Source organism: Catenulispora sp. MAP12-49 (assembly GCF_041262705.1).
Classification (GTDB): Bacteria; Actinomycetota; Actinomycetes; order Streptomycetales; family Catenulisporaceae; genus Catenulispora.
Map to the genome: position 1 here is coordinate 210,747 of NZ_JBGCCP010000015.1, position 16,658 is coordinate 227,404.

The following is a 16,658-nucleotide window of genomic DNA, read 5'->3' on the forward strand; positions in this document are numbered from 1 at the left end:
TCGGGCGGACCCGAGTCGGTGGCGGCTGGTAGAAAGTCTCGCGTCGGAACCAGCCGCCTGAAGGGGTCCCCGTGATCGCAAGCGAGTGTGTCGAACTACAGGGGTGGGGCGGACTGCCCGTATTCACCATGCCCGACGCGGATCCCGAGGCGAACCACGACTGGCCCGCCGGTGCCGAGAACCCCGCCGACGTCGAGATTCCCGCCGACGTCGAGGAGTGGGCCTGGCGCCTCGAGGTCGGCGACTATCGCGGCCTGCCTTACCCGGCGCGCTTCGACGCCTTCCTGCACGCTGTGGACACCACCAGGATCAGCGCTTTCATCATCGGCAACTGGATCACCGACGACGATCACGATCGCGACGCGGCCGACGTGTTCGCGCCGCTGATCGCCGCCGCCGACCGGTTCCCGAACCTGCGACACCTGTTCCTCGGCGACATCGTGGCCGAGCAGAACGAGATCTCCTGGATCCACCAGAGCGACCTGACGCCGCTGCTGCGGGCCTTCCCGAAGCTGCTGACGTTCGGCGTCCGGGGCAGCGAGAACCTGGGGTGGGAGCAGCGCGCGTACCCCGAACTCAGGGAGCTGACGTTCCAGAGCGGCGGCCTGCCGCCCGAGGTGGTCCGGGCCGTCGCCGGCTCGGAGTTCCCGGAGCTGACCGACCTGGAGCTGTACCTCGGCGACGAGGAGTACTTCGGCGGCTCGGAGATCGCCGACCTGGCCGGCATCCTGGCCGGTGCCGGCTTGCCGAAGCTGCGCTACCTGGGCCTGCGGGACGCCGAGAACGCCGACGAGGTCGCCGCGGCGGTCGCGCACGCCCCGATCGTGGCCCGGCTGGAGGTGCTCGACCTGTCGCTGGGCACGCTCGGCGACGAGGGCGCGGCCGCGCTGCTGGCCGGGCAGCCGCTGACCCACCTGAAGAAGCTCGACCTGCACCACCACTTCATCTCCGAGCCGATGCAGGAGCGGCTGCGCGAGGCGCTGCCCGGCGTGGAGCTGGACCTGTCCGGACAGGAGGAGCCGGACGACTGGGACGACGGCGAGGAGCACCGGTTCGTCGCGGTCGCCGAGTAGGCGGGCCGGGCGGGGATGGCGGGGATGGCGGGGATGGAGTTCGGGGGAGGCCTCGCGTCGCGGATCGAATGCCGTGGCGGCGTCGCGTTCGAGCAGGCCTTCGAGGACTTCGTGGAAGCGGTCGACACGACGCGGGTGGCCGCTCTGGTCATCGGCCGCTGGGGCGAGGTCTCGCACGCGGACGGGTACCCGGGCCGGCTGCTGGCCGAGAACGCGGAACGGTTCCCGGCGTTACGCGCGCTGTTCCTCGGCGGCGGCGACGGCGACGAGATCGTGTACATCGAGCACGCCGACCTCACGCCGATCCTCGATGCGTATCCGGGATTGGAAGAACTCTGGGTCCGCGGTACTCCCGACCTTTCGCAGGAGTCGCCTCGACATTTCGATGCGATGCGGCATACGGGACTCCGCCGCCTGGTGCTGCAATCCGGCGGCCTCCATCCCGAGGCGATACGCGCGCTCAGCGAGTGCGATCTCCCGGAGCTGCGGCATCTGGAGCTGTATCTGGGGCATCCCGACTGGTGCGGATGGGCCGAGCCGGAAGACCTCGCCTGGCTCCTGGCCGGTGGGACCTTCCCGCAGCTCGAGCACCTGGGCATTCGCAATTCCCTGATCCAGGACGAGATCGCGGCGGCGCTGGCGCACGCGCCGATCGTGGCCGGGCTGCGGGTGCTCGATCTGTCATTGGGCGCGCTCGGCGACGACGGCGGGGAGGCGTTGCTGCACGGTCAGCCGCTGGACCATCTCGCCGCGCTGGATCTGCACCATCACTACTTCTCTGAAGCTATGCAAGACCGGCTGCGTACCGCGTGGCCGGGGGTGGACGTCGATCTGTCCTGGCACCGGACAGCCGACGAATCGGGCCGCAGGTATGTCGGAATCGGGGCGTGAGTATGAGTTTCGTGGAATATCTGGAGACATTCGGCGGGCTGCCGGTGGTCGCGTTCTCGCCGCACCCGGAGGCGGCGATACCGGAGGTGACCGGAGACGTCGCGTTGCGCATCGACTGCTACTACGACGACGACCACGGCAGTTGGGCCGATGACTGGTTCGAGTTCGAGGACATCTGGGAGCGGTTCCTGGCGACCGTCGACACCACCCGGGTGACCGCGCTGACCATCGGAATGTGGAGCGAGTACATGGGCAACGGGGACTACCCGGTGGCCGAACTGCTCGCCAAGAGTGCCGACCGGCTCCCGGCCCTGCGTGCGCTGTTCCTCGGTGACATCTTCGAGGGCGGCGACGGCGGTTCGGACACCGCCTACATCGAGCATGGCGACCTCGCTCCCATACTGCGTGCGTATCCGCGGTTGGAAGAGTTGTGGGTGCGCGGCTGCCCGGAACAGGAGTCGTTGTATTTCGAGCCGCTCCGCCACAGCGCGTTGCGCAAGCTGGTCTTCGAATCCGGCGGCCTGCCGCCGACCGTGATGCGGACCGTCGGCGAATGTGACCTCCCCGCGTTGCGGCACCTCGAGTTCTACTTCGGCGACCCCAATTACGGCGGGGACGCGACGCCCGCGGATGTCGAATGGCTGCTCAGCGGACAGCACTTCCAGAACCTGAAGCACCTCGGCCTGCGCGACTCCGTGATCCAGGACGAGATCGCCGCCGCGGTCGCGCACGCGCCGATCGTCTCCCGGCTCACGACGCTGGACCTGTCCCTGGGCACGCTGGGCGACGAGGGCGCGGCCGCGCTGCTCGCCGGCCAGCCGCTGACCCATCTGGCCAAGCTGGACCTGAACCACCACTACATCTCCGCGGCGATGCAGGACCGGCTGCGCGCCGCGTGGCCCGGCGTCGACGTCGATCTGTCCGATGCCCAGAACGAGTCCCGAGGACGCCGCTACATCGCGGTGGCGGAGTGAGCATGTCCTTCTCCCATCACATCACCGAGTTCGCCGGCTGGCCGGTCGTCGACTTCCCCGCCGATCCGGAGCTGGACACGCCGGCCGAGGCCGCCGATCCCGGTGCCGTGGCGTGGCGCCTGGACTGCAACAAGGACGAGTATTTCGACGTCGATTTCCCCGAGCTGCTCGCGGACTTCCTGGACCGGGTGCCGAGCACCGCGGTCGAGGCGCTGGTCACCGGACAGTGGGTGGAGTGGTGCGAGGACGACTGCACCGTCGTGGACGACCTGGTCGCCGTCGCCGGCCGGCTGCCGTCGCTTCGGGCGTTGTTCGTCAACGACCTGGTCGACGAGCAGAGCCAGCCGTCTTGGATCTACGTGCCGCAGCTGACTCCGTTGCTGGAAATCTTTCCCCAGCTGGCCGAGCTCTGGGTCCGGGGTACGCCCGACGGCATGGTCAGAGACGACGCGACCAGACCTCTGATAGCACCCGCCAAGCACGCCGCGCTGCGCACGCTGGTTCTCCAGTCCGGCGGCCTTCCCGCGAGCACGATCCGCGCGCTGGCCGAGTGCGAGTTCCCCGAGCTGACGCATCTGGAGATCTACCTCGGCCACCCGAGATACGGCGGCGACGCGACGATCGAGGATCTGGCCCCGCTGCTCGAGGCCGGCCGTTTTCCCCGCCTGCGGCACCTCGGCCTGAAGGACTCCATGATCCAGGACGAGGTCGCGGCAGCGGTGGCCCGGGCGCCGATCGTGGCCCAGCTGGAGTCGCTGGACCTCTCGCTCGGCACCTTCGGCGACGAGGGCGCGGCGGCGCTGCTGGCCGGACAGCCGCTGGACCATCTGCGCGAGCTCGACCTCGGGCACCACTACCTCTCGGCGCCGATGCAGTCCCGGCTGCGGCAGGCCTGGCCGTCCGTGCGGATCGGCTTGGCGGACGAGCAGCAAGAGGACGGGTGGGGCCGGTACATCGCGGTGGCCGAATGACGGCCTCGGCCTCGCGCGATCCGGCCGTCCCGTTGCGCTTCGCGGTCGTCGGCAATCCGGACAACCGCCGGGTGCAGCTCTTCGCCGACGCTGTCCGCGAAGAAGGGCTGCCCGAGCAGCGGATCGTCGCGTGGCTCGACGTGCTGCGCGGGGACGCCGAATTCCACGCCGGCGAGCTGGTCCGTGTCGACTCCCCTGGCGAGGACGCCGAGGTGGCCCGGCTGCTGCACGGCGCGGACGGGCCGGTCGACATGTACCGGGTCGAGGGCACGCGCCGGTGGTATCAGGGCTTTACGACCGCGGTGGAGAAGCTGGAGCACGCGATCGACACCGCCGGCGCGGTCCGGCTGTTCACAGCCCGGGAAGTCGCCACGGCCTTCGACAAGCAGGCGACGCATGCGCTGTTGGCCGAGGCCGGGGTGCCGGTGCCGCCTGTCGCGGCGACGGACGGCTCGGAGTCGGCGTTCATCAAGATCCGGCACGGTTCCTCGGCTTCCGGCGTCGTCGCGCTGACGGTGCGCGGGCCCCGTCGGCGTGCGGTGACCTCGGCGGAGATGGTGCGCACCGAGGCCGGTATCGAGCTCTACAACTCGCTCAGGGTCCGCACCTACCTTCGCGACCCCGACATCGACGACCTGCTGGGCGTCCTGGCCCTCGACGGTCTCCACGCCGAGCAGTGGGTCCGCAAACTGAGCATGGCCGGCCGGGAGTGCGACCTGCGCGTCGTCACCGTCGGCGGTCGCGCGACCCACGCGGTCGTGCGGACGAGCACGTCCCCGATGACCAACCTGCACCTCGGCGGGCAACGCGGCGACCTGGCACGGTTCCGGGTGCTGGTCGGGGACGAGCGCTGGCAGGCGATCCTGGACCTCGCGGAGTCGGCGGCGGCGTGCTTCCCGGGCGTGCACTGCCTCGGGATCGATGTGCTGCCGGGCGCCGACGGCCTCGATCGCATCGGCGAGGTCAACGCTTACGGCGACCTCCTGCCGAACCTCATGGGACTTCCGGGCACCCCCGGGGAAGGCGTCGGTACCTACGGCGCACAAGTTCGTTCACTGATAGGCCGTTACGCACCATGACCATGCGAGACATCGTCGGGAGTCACGACCTCCTGTTCGTCACCCTCGACACCCTTCGCTACGACGTCGCCGTCGAGGAGCTGGCCGCCGGCCGGCTGCCGAACCTGGCCCGGGTGCTGCCGGAGGGGTGGGAGCGCCGGCACACGCCGGGTTCGTTCACCTTCGCCGCGCACTCCGCGTTCTTCGCCGGCTTCCTGCCGACGCCGGACGCGCCGGGCCGGCATCCGCGGCTGTTCGCCGCGCGCTTCGGCGGCAGCGAGACCACGGCCGAGGACACCTGGGTGTTCGACGAGCCGGACCTGGTGGCCGGGCTGCGCAAGGCCGGGTACCGGACGGTCTGCGTCGGGGGAGTGGGATTCTTCAACCCGGAGAGCCGGCTCGGGCAGGTGCTGCCGGGCTACTTCGACGAGGCGTACTGGTCGGCGGCGACCGGGGTGACCGATCCGGACTCCTTCGCCAACCAGATCGCGGTGGCCGAGCAGGTGGTCGCGGCGCAGCCGGACGACCAGCCGCTGTTCCTGTTCGTGAACGTCCCGGCGCTGCACCAGCCGAACTGGTTCTACCTCGACGGTGCCATCAGGGCTGCCGGGGCCGGGGCTGCGGCCGGTGACACGCGCGCCTCCCACGCGGCGGCTTTGCGTTACGTCGACTCGCAGATCGGGCGGCTGTTCACCCTGATGGCGGCGCGCCGGGCCTGTTTCACCATCGTCTGCTCCGACCACGGCACCGCCTACGGCGAGGACGGCCATGTCGGGCACCGCATCGGCCACGACGTGGTGTGGACGGTGCCGTATGCGGATTTCGTGCTGCCGAAGGGATACGAGGGCTGATGCTGGACCGTCCCTACGAAGCCTACGTTTACGCCTACCCACATAAGACCGCGTATCGGCCACTCGCGCCGAAGCCCCTGCTGTCCGATGTGTGGCGCGGCGAGTCGCGTGATGCGTTGTCCTTTTATACGCACGTCCCGTTCTGCGAAGTCCGGTGTGGTTTCTGCAACCTGTTCACCCGGACCGGGGCGCCGGCGTCGCTGACCGAGGCGTACCTGGACGCCTTGGAACGGCAGGCGACCGCGGCCCGGGCGGCCTTGGACGACTCCGGTCCCGCGCCCCGCTTCGCCAACGCGGCGATCGGCGGCGGTACCCCGACGTATCTGAGCCCTGACGAGCTGACCAGGTTGTTCGACATCGCCGAGAAGGTGATGGGGGTCGGCCTCGGGACGATCCCGCTGTCGGTCGAGGCCTCGCCGGCCACCGCGACCCCGGACCGGCTGGCGGTGCTCGCCGAGCGCGGGACCACGCGGCTCAGCCTGGGCGTGCAGAGCTTCGACGACGTCGAGGCGCGCTCGGCGGTGCGGCCGCAGAAGGCGGCTGACGTCTTCGCCGCCCTGGACGCGGTGCGCGACGCGGCCATCCCGGTGCTGAACGTCGATCTGATCTACGGCATCGACGGCCAGACCCGCGAGTCCTGGCAGGCGTCCTTGCGGACGGCGCTGCGGTGGACGCCTGAGGAGATCTACCTTTACCCGCTTTATGTCCGGCCGCTGACCGGCCTCGGCCGTCTGAGCCTCGGTCACGACACCGAGTGGGACGCGCAGCGCCTGGACCTGTATCGCCACGGCCGTGATCTGTTGCTGGAGAACGGCTACGAACAGGTGTCGATGCGGATGTTCCGCCGCCTGGACGCCCCGGCCGTCGAGGGCGGCGAGGACTACGCGTGCCAGACGGACGGCATGATTGGCCTGGGCTGCGGTGCGCGGTCGTACACCGCCTCGCTGCACTACTCCTTTGATTACGCCGTTTCGGCCTCGGAAGTGCGCGGGATCATCGACGAGTACGTCGCCACCGGCGACTTCAGCCGCGCCGAGGTGGGATACCGGCTGGACGAGGACGAGCGTGCTCGCAGGATCCTGATCCAGTCGCTGCTCCAGGCGGACGGGATGGAGCGGGGTGACGCGGCGGAACGGTTCGGGGCCGAGCTGGCGCTGTTGAGCGATCGCGGGTTCCTGGCGTCGCTGCCGGACGGCCGGCTGCGGCTCACGGACGAGGGCCTGGCCTGGTCGGATTCGGTCGGCCCGATGTTCTTCTCCGAGCCGGTGCGGGCCGCGATGCGCGCCTACGAGCTGAGGTAGGGCCTTGATGGACCTGTCGATCCTCTATCGCGGCCCGTTGGCCAGTTGTGACTATGACTGCGGCTATTGTCCCTTCGCCAAGCGCCGGGATTCGCCGGAGACGTTGCGGGCCGACCGCGCGGCGTTGGAGCGGTTCGTCGCTTGGGTGACCGAGCAGACCGGGGACCGGATCAACGTGCTGTGCACGCCGTGGGGCGAGGGGCTGACGAGGAGCTGGTACCGGCGTGCTCTGGTCGATCTCAGCCGGCTCGGGCAGGTCGGCGAAGTGGCGATCCAGACCAACCTGAGCTCGCGGACCGCGTGGGCCTTGGAGGCGGACCTGGATTCGCTGGCGCTGTGGTGCACGTACCACCCGGACCAGGTGCCGTACGGGCGGTTCCTCGGCCGGTGCCACGAACTGCGGGACGGCGGTGTGCGGTTCAGCGTGGGGATCGTCGGGCTGCCCGAGCATCTGGAGGCGGCGCGGCGGTTGCGCGCCGACCTCCCCGATGAGGTCTACCTGTGGGTCAACGCCGCCGAAGGCCACACCTACACCGACGACGAAGCCGCGCCGTGGGCCGAGATCGATCCGCTGTTCCCGGTGTCGCGTTTCCCGCATCCCTCGCAGGGGCACGCCTGCCGGGCCGGAAAGTCGGTCATCTCGGTGAACGGCGACGGTGAGGTCTACCGGTGCCACTTCGTTTCGCGCACCGACCCCACCGAACGCCTGGGCAATCTCTACGACGGTTCATATCGCAAGGCTCTGATGCGGCGTGTCTGTCCTCTGGCGCAGTGCGATTGCCATATCGGCTATGTGCACATGCCGGAACTCGGGCTTTATGAGACGTTCGCCGGCGGGGTCCTGTCACGGATCCCCGCCGCGCTGCCCGTGCTCCCGGTGCTCCCAGTGCTCCCAGTGCTCCCGGTGGTCTCGGCGCTCTCGCCCGCGCTCAGGTCTGCTGGAGCGGCTGGTACTGGTCCTCCGTGAGCCCGAAGGTCCAGGCGACGCCGGCTTTCGCGGTCTGCATGCTGGGCGGCACGCGTAGGAAGTAGACGTTGAAGGTGCCGTCCGGCTCCGGCGAGGAGTTCACCACCTCGACCATGACGATGGACTCGTCGGTGCCCATCTCGATGCGCCACAGCTTGCCGGCCTCGTCCTCCTGGAGCGGCTCGGCGCCGGACTCCTTCAGGAAGCGCTCCGGGGTGTAGTGCTCGACCATCATCCGGCGGAGCTCGGCGTTCTCCTCCGCGCGGATGGACTCCGGCGTGGTTGTGGCCAGCCGCTGTCCGAACTCCTCGGTCAGCGGGGTGCCGCGCCAGGAGTACACGGCGAAGCCGTCGGACCAGACGACTGCCGGGCCGTCGCCGTGGTGCAGGCGGTCCTGGTCGTCCAGGCGGAGGGCCAGCGGGCGCTCGGTGAGGACGACCGCGTTCTCGAACGGCCACCACCAGCCGGCCGAGCGGGCCATCCGGGCCAGGCCCGAGGCCATGCCGGCGGCTTCGTAGAGCGGGAGCCAGGCGGCGTCGAAGGGGCCGTGGACCGCGTGGGTCAGGGCGACGCGCAAAGCGGTGCGCTCCGCGGCGTCGTCGGGGTCGGTCTGGTCGGCCTGGTCGGCCTGGTCCTCGACGGCGGCGGCGAAGCGGGTGATCAGGGTGCTGATCAGCGGCGCGATCTCGCCGCAGGACGCCTGCCAGACCCGGCCGAACTCGCGCGGTCCGAGGCGTTCGGCGAGCTCGGCGCGGCCCCGCGACCAGGTCAGGTCCCTGATGCGGTCGCGGGCCGGGGCACCGAGGCGGTCGGCCTCGGAGATCACCAGCCGCGCGGCCTCCAGCGGGGAGCGGCACCAGATGATCCGGGGCGCCGGTGCGTCGGGCAGCGCCTCGGCGTACAGACGCAGCACCTCTTCCTCGGCGGCCTGGCGGTCCACGGCCTCCGTGGACAAGGCGATCTCGCGCCAGGCGTCGTGCGCGGCGGCGGCGACCGCGACGATGCCGTCGGCGGTCAGATCGGGGTGCGCGGTCACGTCGATCGCGGGGGCGGCCGGCTTCGCGGGGGTCGAGGCGTTCGCGGGCGTCGGCATCAGTCCGCCACCACCCGGAAGGAACGCAGCGCCTGCGGCTCGTACTCGCGCTGGCGGACCACCTTGAACCAGCCCTGGGGCAGCGGGATGGTGCCGTGCTCCTCGTGCACGACCTTGCCGCCGAGCGGGAGGAACGCGTAGGCCGGCTCGCTCTCGCTGGGTGCGGGGTAGAAGTCGCCCTCGTCCCGGGTGGCGACCAGCGCGTGCGCGTGGCCGGTGCTCTCCCCGAGCGCCAGGATCATGGACTCGCGCGGGCGGCGCGGCTTCGGTCCGGCGGCGCGGACGTCTTCGGGTACTGCGTTCTCCGTGACCTGGACGATCAGCACGTCTCCTTGGCGGTACACGGCCCCTCCTCGTGTTCTCCGTGTGGCTCCGGCGGCAACGGACTTCACGCTAGGGGGCGCTACTGACAGCCGCGTGACAGCTGCGGCTCTTGACGGCGATCGCTTTAGCGGCTTGATTGATTGGCCGACGGCGATCCTGCCACCCGGGTCGGCGCGGCGGCTCCCACCCGACCGGTGCGGCAGCCCGATCGCACCGCCCGTGTCCTCGTCACTGCGCAGTAGGTGCCACATCCCTAAGCGTCAGGAGGACCATCGAGTGACACGTATCGCTCTCGCGAAGAGCCCCGCACGGCGGCTGCTGATCGCGGCCACCGCGGCCGCGGCCGGAGCCGCCTTCGCTTTGTCCGGGGCGGGATCCGCGGGATCCGCGGGCTCGGTCGGGTATCCGGTCGTGCAGCCGTTCGCCCAGGACTCCGTCCAGGTCGCCGCCGGCGTCCTGCCGCCCACGCAGGCGGCGTGCAACGCGGTGGGACGGCGGTGCTTCACGCCGGCGTCGATGCAGAACTCGTATGACGTCACCCCGCTGCTCAGCGGCGGGAACGACGGCCACGGCAAGACGATCGCGATCATCGACTCGTTCGGGTACGACACCGTCGCCGGCGACCTGGAGAACTTCAGCCAGCAGTTCGGTCTGCCGCTGATGTGCGGGATGCCGAACGTGACCTGCACCCCCGGGATGCCGACCTTCCAGTGGGACCAGTGGGACGGCAAGCGGCCGATCAAGCAGCCGCCGTCCGGCTCGCACGGCACCGCCCAGCAGGCGAGCAACGCCTGGGCCGAGGAGGTCGCGCTCGACACGCAGTGGGCGCACGCCACCGCGCCGGGCGCGAACATCATCCTGATGTCCACCAGCGTCGCCGAGACGCAGGGCGTGCAGGGCCTGCCGCAGATGATGAACGCCGAGCAGTACCTGGTCGACAACCACCTGGCGGACGTGGTCTCGCAGTCGTTCAGCACCGCCGAGCCGGACTTCCACGGCGGCAACTCGATCCAGAACCTTCGGCACGCGTTCATCAGCGGCACGGCAGCCGGCGTGACCTTCCTGTCCTCCTCCGGCGACAGCGGCACGGAGAACAACGCGAAGACGCCGATCAAGAACCCGGCGGCCCTGGACACCCCGAGCGTCGGCTGGCCGGCCTCGGACCCGCTGGTGACGGCGGTCGGCGGCACGTACCTGTGCACCGACGGCGCCACCGGCACGACCGTCGACAGCACCAGCCCGGGCGGCCTGTGCAGCAAGTACCCGGGCCAGCGCGACGTCGGCTGGACGGACTCCGGCGGCGGCTACAGCTCGATCTTCGCCCGGCCGTCCTACCAGGACACCCTGCCGGCCGGCTCGACCCCGATCGGCGCGATGCGCGGCGTCCCCGACATCGCGTATCAGGCCTCTGCCGGCACCGGCGTCCTCATCTACGACACAGCCCCCGGCGACAACGGCGGCTCGGACGTCAACGACGGCAGCTGGTACGTGATCGGCGGCACCAGCTCCTCCTGCCCGCAGTGGGCCGGCCTGGTCGCGATCGCGGACCAGCTGGCCGGACACGACCTGGGCCTGATCCAGCCGAAGCTGTACAGCCTGGCGTTCGGCACGGACCACGGAACGTACTTCTTCGACGTGACCACCGGGAACAACACCGTGTCGAGCACGGTCCCGGGCTACCCGGCGACAGCCGGCTGGGACCCGGTGACCGGCCTCGGCACGCCGGACGCGGCGAAGCTGCTGCCGGTCTTGGGGGAGTAGCGGTGTTGCTGCTGGGGCTGGAGTCGTAGCCCTCTCCCAGGTGTCCTGACCCTTCGACACTTCGACGAACGTGGCGTCCCCCTGGTCCGGGGACGTCACGTTTTTTTGTTTGTGGGTTGACAGGCGACAGGCGTTTCTTGACGGCTTCGCGCATGGTTGGCGGGATCCGTTGGTGGCGCGGGTCGGGGGTGGAGCTGGTTTCGCGGGGCGGTGGTGGTGTGGGTAGGTGGGTGAGCCTAAGGCCACAGTCAAGAGCAAAAGCGGCAGTCAAGAGCAAAAGCGGCAGTCAAGGTCAAGGGCGCCTCCGGCGGCGCCTGCGCGGCGAGCGGCCTGGCTCCGGGGAGTGGGGGTCGCGCTGCTAGGCGGCGGTTGTTGCTTGTGGTCGCCTGTGTCCCGGATTCCCCGTCGCTTCGTCGCCCGGAGGGAACCATCCCGGCCTGGGCGGTGTCAAGCCGGATCACTGTTGCTGGCCACCGGTTTCGTCCGGCTGGACACCGCCCAGGCCGGGATGGTTGTGCAAGCACCGCCGAAGCGACGGGGAATCCGGGACAACCCCCGCCTGTGGTGTGGACTCGGTCCACTTCGCGAGGCACAGCGGCGGCGAGGCGGTGTGTGCACGAGGCGCGGGAACTCTTCCCACAGGTGGGTTTGTCCCGGATTCCCCGTCGCTTCGGCGGGCGGAGCCAAGCAGGCCGGTCCGGTGGTGTCAAGTCGCTGATACTGGACCACCAGCTGGGCGATCCGACTTGATACCACCGGACCGGTCTGCTTCCGTAAGGCGACGATGCGACGGGGAATCCGGGACGAAGGCGACCACAAGCAACGTCCGGCGGCAGCCAGCGCGACCCCCACTCCCCGGAGCCAGGCCGCTCGCCGCGCAGGCGCCGCCGGAGGCGCTCTTCAGGCTCTTGACTTTCGCAGTTGCCCTTGACTGTCGCAGTAGAGCCGACCACCTGCCCACACCACCACCGCCCCGCGAAACCAGCTCCACCCCCGACCCGCGCCACCAACGGATCCCGCCAACCATGCGCGAAGCCGTCAAGAAACGCCTGTAAGCCCCCCCCGCCCTCCCAGCCGCACCCACACGAGGAACTCACCCACACCACAGGCAGGGAATCCGGGACTGAGGCGGCCACAAGCAATGACCGCCGCCAGGCAGTGCGGCCCCCCAACCCCCGGAGCGAGGCCGCCCCGCCGTCCGAAATGCCACCGAACGCCCATCTCATGCCCATCACGGCGTTGCCGAAAGGTTACCCGCGCGGGTGCTCGGACCCCTTCCGTCGCGACAATATTTAGTTTACTTTACTGACGAACTCGCACGGCGCTTCATCTGTACGTCACCGAGTACGGCCCTGCTTCACCCACGCCCCACCCGCACGGCACGACATCCCTCCGAGGAGGACGCTTGCATCCGCCCGTTGTGCTGGGAATCGACTTCGGCGGCACCAAGACCGCGATGGCGGTCGCCGAGCCCACGCCCGGCCCCCGTCTCGGGGCTGCCACCGTTCCGACCCATGCTGCCGAGGGCGGCCGGGCTTCGCTCGGCCGTGGTCTGCGCGCTGCGCGGGCGCTGCTGGACCGGGTCGCTCCGGGGCGGGAGCCCGTCGCGGTGGGGGTGTCCACCATCGGGATCCCGCGGGACTCCGGGGTCGATCTGGCCCCGAACATTCCCGGGTGGGCCGATCTGGCGCTGGCCAAGGAGATCCAGGCGGCGTTCCCCGCTTCGGAGGTCCGGGTCGAGACCGATGTGAAGGCTGCCGCGCGGGTCGAGGCTGTCGAGGGTGCGCTGAAGGATGCTGATCCCGGTCTGTATCTGAATCTCGGTACCGGGCTGGCCGTCGCCATCGTCACCAAGGGCGAGGTCATCGCCGGACGGAACGGGGCCGCCGGGGAGATCGGCTACAACCTGCGCGCCCTGGCCGACGTCGGGGTGGCCGCCGGGCAGCGGTCGATCCTGGAGGACCAGGTGAGCGGGATCGGGTTGCTGGCCCGGGCCAAGGAGCTGCTGCCGGATGCCACCGGGGCCAAGGACCTGTTCGCCGCGGTGAGTCAGGACCCTCGGGCCGCGCAGGTTCTGCGCGAGTTCACCGACGAGCTGGCCTTCCACCTGGTGAACCTGGCCATCGCCGTGGATCCGGCGCGGATCGCGGTCGGCGGTGGCATGGTGCGCTCCTGGCCCGTGCTCTACGCGCCGTTGCGCCGCGCGCTGGACGCCGCGGTGCCGTTCCCGCCGGAGCTGGTGCAGGCCGCGTTCCCCTTCGACGCGCCGCTGGCCGGTGCGCTGGCCCTGGCCCGGGCCGCTCTGGAAACCTCCACGACCTCAAAAGCCCCTTGATGACACCGCATGGCTTCTCTGTGACGATCAGGGATTTCACGCGATCGGCAAGCGCACCACAGCAGGACGTAAGACCGCACATCGCAGGACCGCACACCGCACCACGGCACGACGCACCACCGCACATCGCACCACCGCACGACGCACCACCGACACAAGCAAGGCACCACACCACGAAACCAACCACGGGCGCCACATCCCGCAGTAACCGGAAAGGAACCCCAGCATGAGGCGCAGGAAATCGTCTTTGATCGCGATCGCCGTCTCCATAGGCCTGGCGGCATCCGCGTGCGCGAGCACCAAGCACACCTCGGATTCCAGCAGCGGCGGCACCACCGCGGCCAGCTCGGCCGGGGGCTCGTCCACGGGGACCGCCGCGAGCTACAAGCAGGGTGGGACGCTCACCATCTCCAACGAGCAGGGTCAGACCTGGCCGTGCTCGTTCAACCCGTACAACTCCTCCTTCAACCTGGAGTCCCTCGGCTTCATCTACGAGCCGCTGGTCTACACCAACATCCTGCAGGACGCCAAGGAGACGCCGATGCTGGCGTCGAGCTACCAGTGGAACGCCGACAAGACGCAGATCACCTTCACCATCCGCGACGGGGTGAAGTGGAGTGACGGCCAGCCGCTGACCGCGGACGACGTGGCCTACACGTACAACCTGATGAAGCAGACCCCGGCGCTGGACAACTACTCGCTGTGGTCCGCGGCCGGCCTGACCAGCGTCACGGCCACCGGCAACCAGGTCACCATGGCCTTCAAACAGAACGCGCAGGTGTACTTCTACACCTTCGCCACGCTGGTCGGCATCGTGCCCAAGCACATCTGGTCCACCGGTGACGCCGCGGCGCACCCGGACACCTGGACCGACCCGGACCCGATCGGCTCGGGGCCCTACACGGTCAAGTGCACTCCGAACAACATGGAGTACACGGCCAACCCGAACTTCTGGCAGCCCGGCAAGCCCGCCGTGAGCAAGATCGAGTACCCGGCGTACCTGGACAACGGTCCGGCCAACCAGGACCTGGCCAGCGGCAAGGCGCAGTGGGGCTCGCAGTTCATCACCGGCATCAAGTCCTTCTACCTGAACAAGTCGCAGGACAACCACACCTGGTCCCCGCCGGTCCTGAACGTCTCGATCATCCCGAACCTGGACCCCTCGCACGCGGCCACCAGCAAGCTCGGAGTCCGCCAGGCCATCGCCTACGCGATCGACAAGGCCAAGGTCTCGGCGATCGGCGAGGACGGCCAGCAGCTGCCGGGCAACCAGAGCGGCGTGGTCACCCCGACCTTCACCAAGTTCAACGACGCGGGCGCGATCTCCGCGGCCGGCTACGACAAGCCGGACATGACGAAGGCCGCGGCGGCGCTGGCCGGCGCCGGGTACAGCCCGAGCAACCCGCTGAACCTGACGATCATCTCGATCCAGGGCTACACCGACTGGGACGCCTCGATCGCGATCATCAAGGACGAGCTCAAGCCGCTGGGCATCAACCTCACCGAGAGCTCGCTGACGAACCAGACCTACTTCGACAAGCTCTACAAGGGCGACTTCGACCTGGCCTACGGCTCCCAGCCCTCCGCCGGCCCGTCCCCCTACACCGAGCTGCGCGCGTGGCTGCACTCGGCCAACACCGCGCCGATCGGCCAGAGCGCGTCGGCGGGCAACTTCGAGCGCTACAAGAACCCCGACGTCGACAAGCTGCTCGACCAGTACGCCACCGCGAGCTCCGAGGACCAGCAGGTCTCGATGATCAAGCAGATCAGCACGCACATGCTGCAGGACCTGCCGTTCATCCCGGTGACGGAGTCCGCGGACTGGTTCCAGTACAACACCAAGAACTTCGGCGGCTGGCCGACGGCGGACAACCCGTACGCGCAGCCCTCGGCGTACAACTTCCCGGACAACGAGCAGGTGCTGCTGCACCTGTACTACAAGCCGGCCCAGTAAGCGCGCGACCGCCCCGCGCCTGAGCGGGACCGAAGGCGGCGTCCGGAGCCGTACCCCCGGACGCCGCTGTTTCCCGCCCCTCGCATAACCGCTAAGTCAACGAAAGGACAGAGGGTTGAGATATCTTCTGCGCCGAGTAGGGTTCTTCCTTCTCACCCTCTGGGCCGCCCTCACGCTGAACTTCTTCCTGCCGCACTTCATGCCCGGCAGCCCCATCAACACCCTGCGAGCCCAGACCAAGGGCCGGGTCTCCGACGCGCAGTTGGAGCAGATCCTGACCTCGTTCGGCTACAAGCCGCACGCGAACATGTTCTCGCAGTACTTCGACTACCTCGGCAACATGGTCACCGGCAACTGGGGTGTGTCCCTGGGCAGCTCGATCGGCACGCCGGTGTCGAAGCTGATCGGCCAGTCGCTCCCGTGGACGCTGGGCCTGGTGGGCGTCACCACGGTGCTGGCGTTCCTGCTCGGCTCGCTGATCGGCACGATCGCGGCGTGGCGCCGCGGCGGCCTCGTGGACTCGGTGCTGCCCTCGGCCTTCGTGGTCACCAGCGCGCTGCCGTACTTCGTCGTCGGGCTGTTCCTCGTCCTGTTCTTCACGATCGACAACACCTGGCTGCCGTCCTCGGGGAACTTCGACAGCAACATCGTCGCCGACTTCTCGCCCGGCTTCATCGGCAGCGTCCTGAAGTACGCGATCCTGCCGGCGCTGACGCTGCTCATCACCTCGATCGGCGGCTGGGTGCTGACCATGCGGAACAACATGATCACCACGCTGGCCGAGGACTACATCCGGATGGGCCGGGCCAAGGGCCTGTCCGACCGCAAGGTGATGCTGAACTACGCCGCGCGCAACGCGTTCCTGCCCAACCTGTCCGGCTTCGCGATGTCGATCGGCTTCGTGCTCACCGGCGCGATCCTGGTCGAGAAGATCTTCAACTACCCGGGCCTGGGCTACCAGCTCTACAACGCGGTCGGCAGCATCGACTACCCGATGATGCAGACCCTGTTCATGCTGTTCACGGTGGCGGTGCTCGGCGCGCTGCTGGTCTGCGACCTGCTTACCGTCTGGCTGGACCCGCGTACCCGGGCGAAGGGGTGAGGA

General features: G+C 69.3%; 14 protein-coding genes. 12 read left to right on the plus strand and 2 right to left on the minus strand.

All coding sequences use genetic code 11. The annotated features are described in order from the left end of the window. Nucleotides 1-128: 128 nt before the first annotated feature. The 8 genes from ABIA35_RS26340 to ABIA35_RS26375 are packed head-to-tail and all read left to right on the plus strand — an operon-like array spanning nt 129 to nt 8,086. Entirely contained in the window at nt 129-1,073 is a 945-nt protein-coding gene (locus tag ABIA35_RS26340) for an STM4015 family protein (RefSeq protein WP_370347232.1), read from the plus strand. Nucleotides 1,074-1,106: 33 nt separating this feature from the next. Continuing rightward, nucleotides 1,107-1,964 carry an STM4015 family protein gene (locus ABIA35_RS26345; protein ID WP_370347167.1) on the plus strand — a complete coding sequence of 286 codons (858 nt, stop codon included), beginning with the start codon at nt 1,107-1,109 and terminating at the stop codon, nt 1,962-1,964. Between the two features lie 2 nt (nt 1,965-1,966). Continuing rightward, complete coding sequence (locus tag ABIA35_RS26350; RefSeq protein WP_370347164.1) at nt 1,967-2,938, plus strand: STM4015 family protein; 972 nt, start codon at nt 1,967-1,969, stop codon at nt 2,936-2,938. Nucleotides 2,939-2,940: 2 nt separating this feature from the next. Continuing rightward, entirely contained in the window at nt 2,941-3,909 is a 969-nt protein-coding gene (locus ABIA35_RS26355) for an STM4015 family protein (protein WP_370359700.1), read from the plus strand. Continuing rightward, nucleotides 3,906-4,988: an STM4014 family protein gene (locus ABIA35_RS26360; RefSeq protein WP_370359701.1), complete on the plus strand. Its 1,083-nt coding sequence runs from the start codon at nt 3,906-3,908 to the stop codon at nt 4,986-4,988. Before ABIA35_RS26355 ends, ABIA35_RS26360 begins: the two co-directional genes overlap by 4 nt. A gap of 2 nt (nt 4,989-4,990) precedes the next feature. Continuing rightward, nucleotides 4,991-5,818 (plus strand): STM4013/SEN3800 family hydrolase, encoded by an 828-nt coding sequence (locus ABIA35_RS26365; RefSeq protein WP_370359702.1) that lies wholly within the window; start codon nt 4,991-4,993, stop codon nt 5,816-5,818. Next, entirely contained in the window at nt 5,818-7,119 is a 1,302-nt protein-coding gene (locus tag ABIA35_RS26370) for an STM4012 family radical SAM protein (RefSeq protein WP_370359703.1), read from the plus strand. Before ABIA35_RS26365 ends, ABIA35_RS26370 begins: the two co-directional genes overlap by 1 nt. Nucleotides 7,120-7,126: 7 nt before the next feature. After that, a complete protein-coding gene (locus ABIA35_RS26375; RefSeq protein WP_370359704.1) occupies nt 7,127-8,086 on the plus strand; it encodes an STM4011 family radical SAM protein in 960 nt (319 codons plus the stop codon). Here ABIA35_RS26375 and ABIA35_RS26380 read toward each other — a convergent pair. After that, nucleotides 8,049-9,179 carry a DUF6745 domain-containing protein gene (locus ABIA35_RS26380; protein ID WP_370359705.1) on the minus strand — a complete coding sequence of 377 codons (1,131 nt, stop codon included), beginning with the start codon at nt 9,177-9,179 and terminating at the stop codon, nt 8,049-8,051. The genes ABIA35_RS26375 and ABIA35_RS26380 overlap by 38 nt on opposite strands. Next, complete coding sequence (locus ABIA35_RS26385; RefSeq protein WP_370347151.1) at nt 9,179-9,523, minus strand: hypothetical protein; 345 nt, start codon at nt 9,521-9,523, stop codon at nt 9,179-9,181. The genes ABIA35_RS26380 and ABIA35_RS26385 overlap by 1 nt, the downstream gene beginning before the upstream one ends. 256 nt (nt 9,524-9,779) lie before the next feature. On the opposite strand from ABIA35_RS26385, the gene ABIA35_RS26390 reads away from it, so the two are divergent. The 4 genes from ABIA35_RS26390 to ABIA35_RS26405 all read left to right on the plus strand — a co-directional run bounded on the left by ABIA35_RS26390 (nt 9,780) and on the right by ABIA35_RS26405 (nt 16,655). Beyond that, nucleotides 9,780-11,264 carry a S8 family serine peptidase gene (locus tag ABIA35_RS26390; protein ID WP_370359706.1) on the plus strand — a complete coding sequence of 495 codons (1,485 nt, stop codon included), beginning with the start codon at nt 9,780-9,782 and terminating at the stop codon, nt 11,262-11,264. 1,405 nt (nt 11,265-12,669) lie between these two features. Further along, nucleotides 12,670-13,599, plus strand: a complete 930-nt coding sequence (locus tag ABIA35_RS26395; protein ID WP_370347805.1) for an ROK family protein — start codon at nt 12,670-12,672, stop codon at nt 13,597-13,599. Nucleotides 13,600-13,825: 226 nt separating this feature from the next. Continuing rightward, nucleotides 13,826-15,553, plus strand: a complete 1,728-nt coding sequence (locus tag ABIA35_RS26400; RefSeq protein WP_370359707.1) for an ABC transporter substrate-binding protein — start codon at nt 13,826-13,828, stop codon at nt 15,551-15,553. Between the two features lie 115 nt (nt 15,554-15,668). Beyond that, nucleotides 15,669-16,655, plus strand: a complete 987-nt coding sequence (locus ABIA35_RS26405; RefSeq protein WP_370347801.1) for an ABC transporter permease — start codon at nt 15,669-15,671, stop codon at nt 16,653-16,655. Nucleotides 16,656-16,658: the final 3 nt, after the last annotated feature.

What these genes read in the sequence shown, in the direction of transcription:
- ABIA35_RS26340 (WP_370347232.1), top strand. Translation starts at nt 129, where the DNA reads ATGCCCGACGCGGATCCCGAGGCGAACCACGACTGGCCCGCCGGTGCC.
- ABIA35_RS26345 (WP_370347167.1), top strand. Translation starts at nt 1,107, where the DNA reads ATGGAGTTCGGGGGAGGCCTCGCGTCGCGGATCGAATGCCGTGGCGGC.
- ABIA35_RS26350 (WP_370347164.1), top strand. Translation starts at nt 1,967, where the DNA reads ATGAGTTTCGTGGAATATCTGGAGACATTCGGCGGGCTGCCGGTGGTC.
- ABIA35_RS26355 (WP_370359700.1), top strand. Translation starts at nt 2,941, where the DNA reads ATGTCCTTCTCCCATCACATCACCGAGTTCGCCGGCTGGCCGGTCGTC.
- ABIA35_RS26360 (WP_370359701.1), top strand. Translation starts at nt 3,906, where the DNA reads ATGACGGCCTCGGCCTCGCGCGATCCGGCCGTCCCGTTGCGCTTCGCG.
- ABIA35_RS26365 (WP_370359702.1), top strand. Translation starts at nt 4,991, where the DNA reads ATGCGAGACATCGTCGGGAGTCACGACCTCCTGTTCGTCACCCTCGAC.
- ABIA35_RS26370 (WP_370359703.1), top strand. Translation starts at nt 5,818, where the DNA reads ATGCTGGACCGTCCCTACGAAGCCTACGTTTACGCCTACCCACATAAG.
- ABIA35_RS26375 (WP_370359704.1), top strand. Translation starts at nt 7,127, where the DNA reads ATGGACCTGTCGATCCTCTATCGCGGCCCGTTGGCCAGTTGTGACTAT.
- ABIA35_RS26380 (WP_370359705.1), bottom strand. Translation starts at nt 9,179, where the DNA reads ATGCCGACGCCCGCGAACGCCTCGACCCCCGCGAAGCCGGCCGCCCCC.
- ABIA35_RS26400 (WP_370359707.1), top strand. Translation starts at nt 13,826, where the DNA reads ATGAGGCGCAGGAAATCGTCTTTGATCGCGATCGCCGTCTCCATAGGC.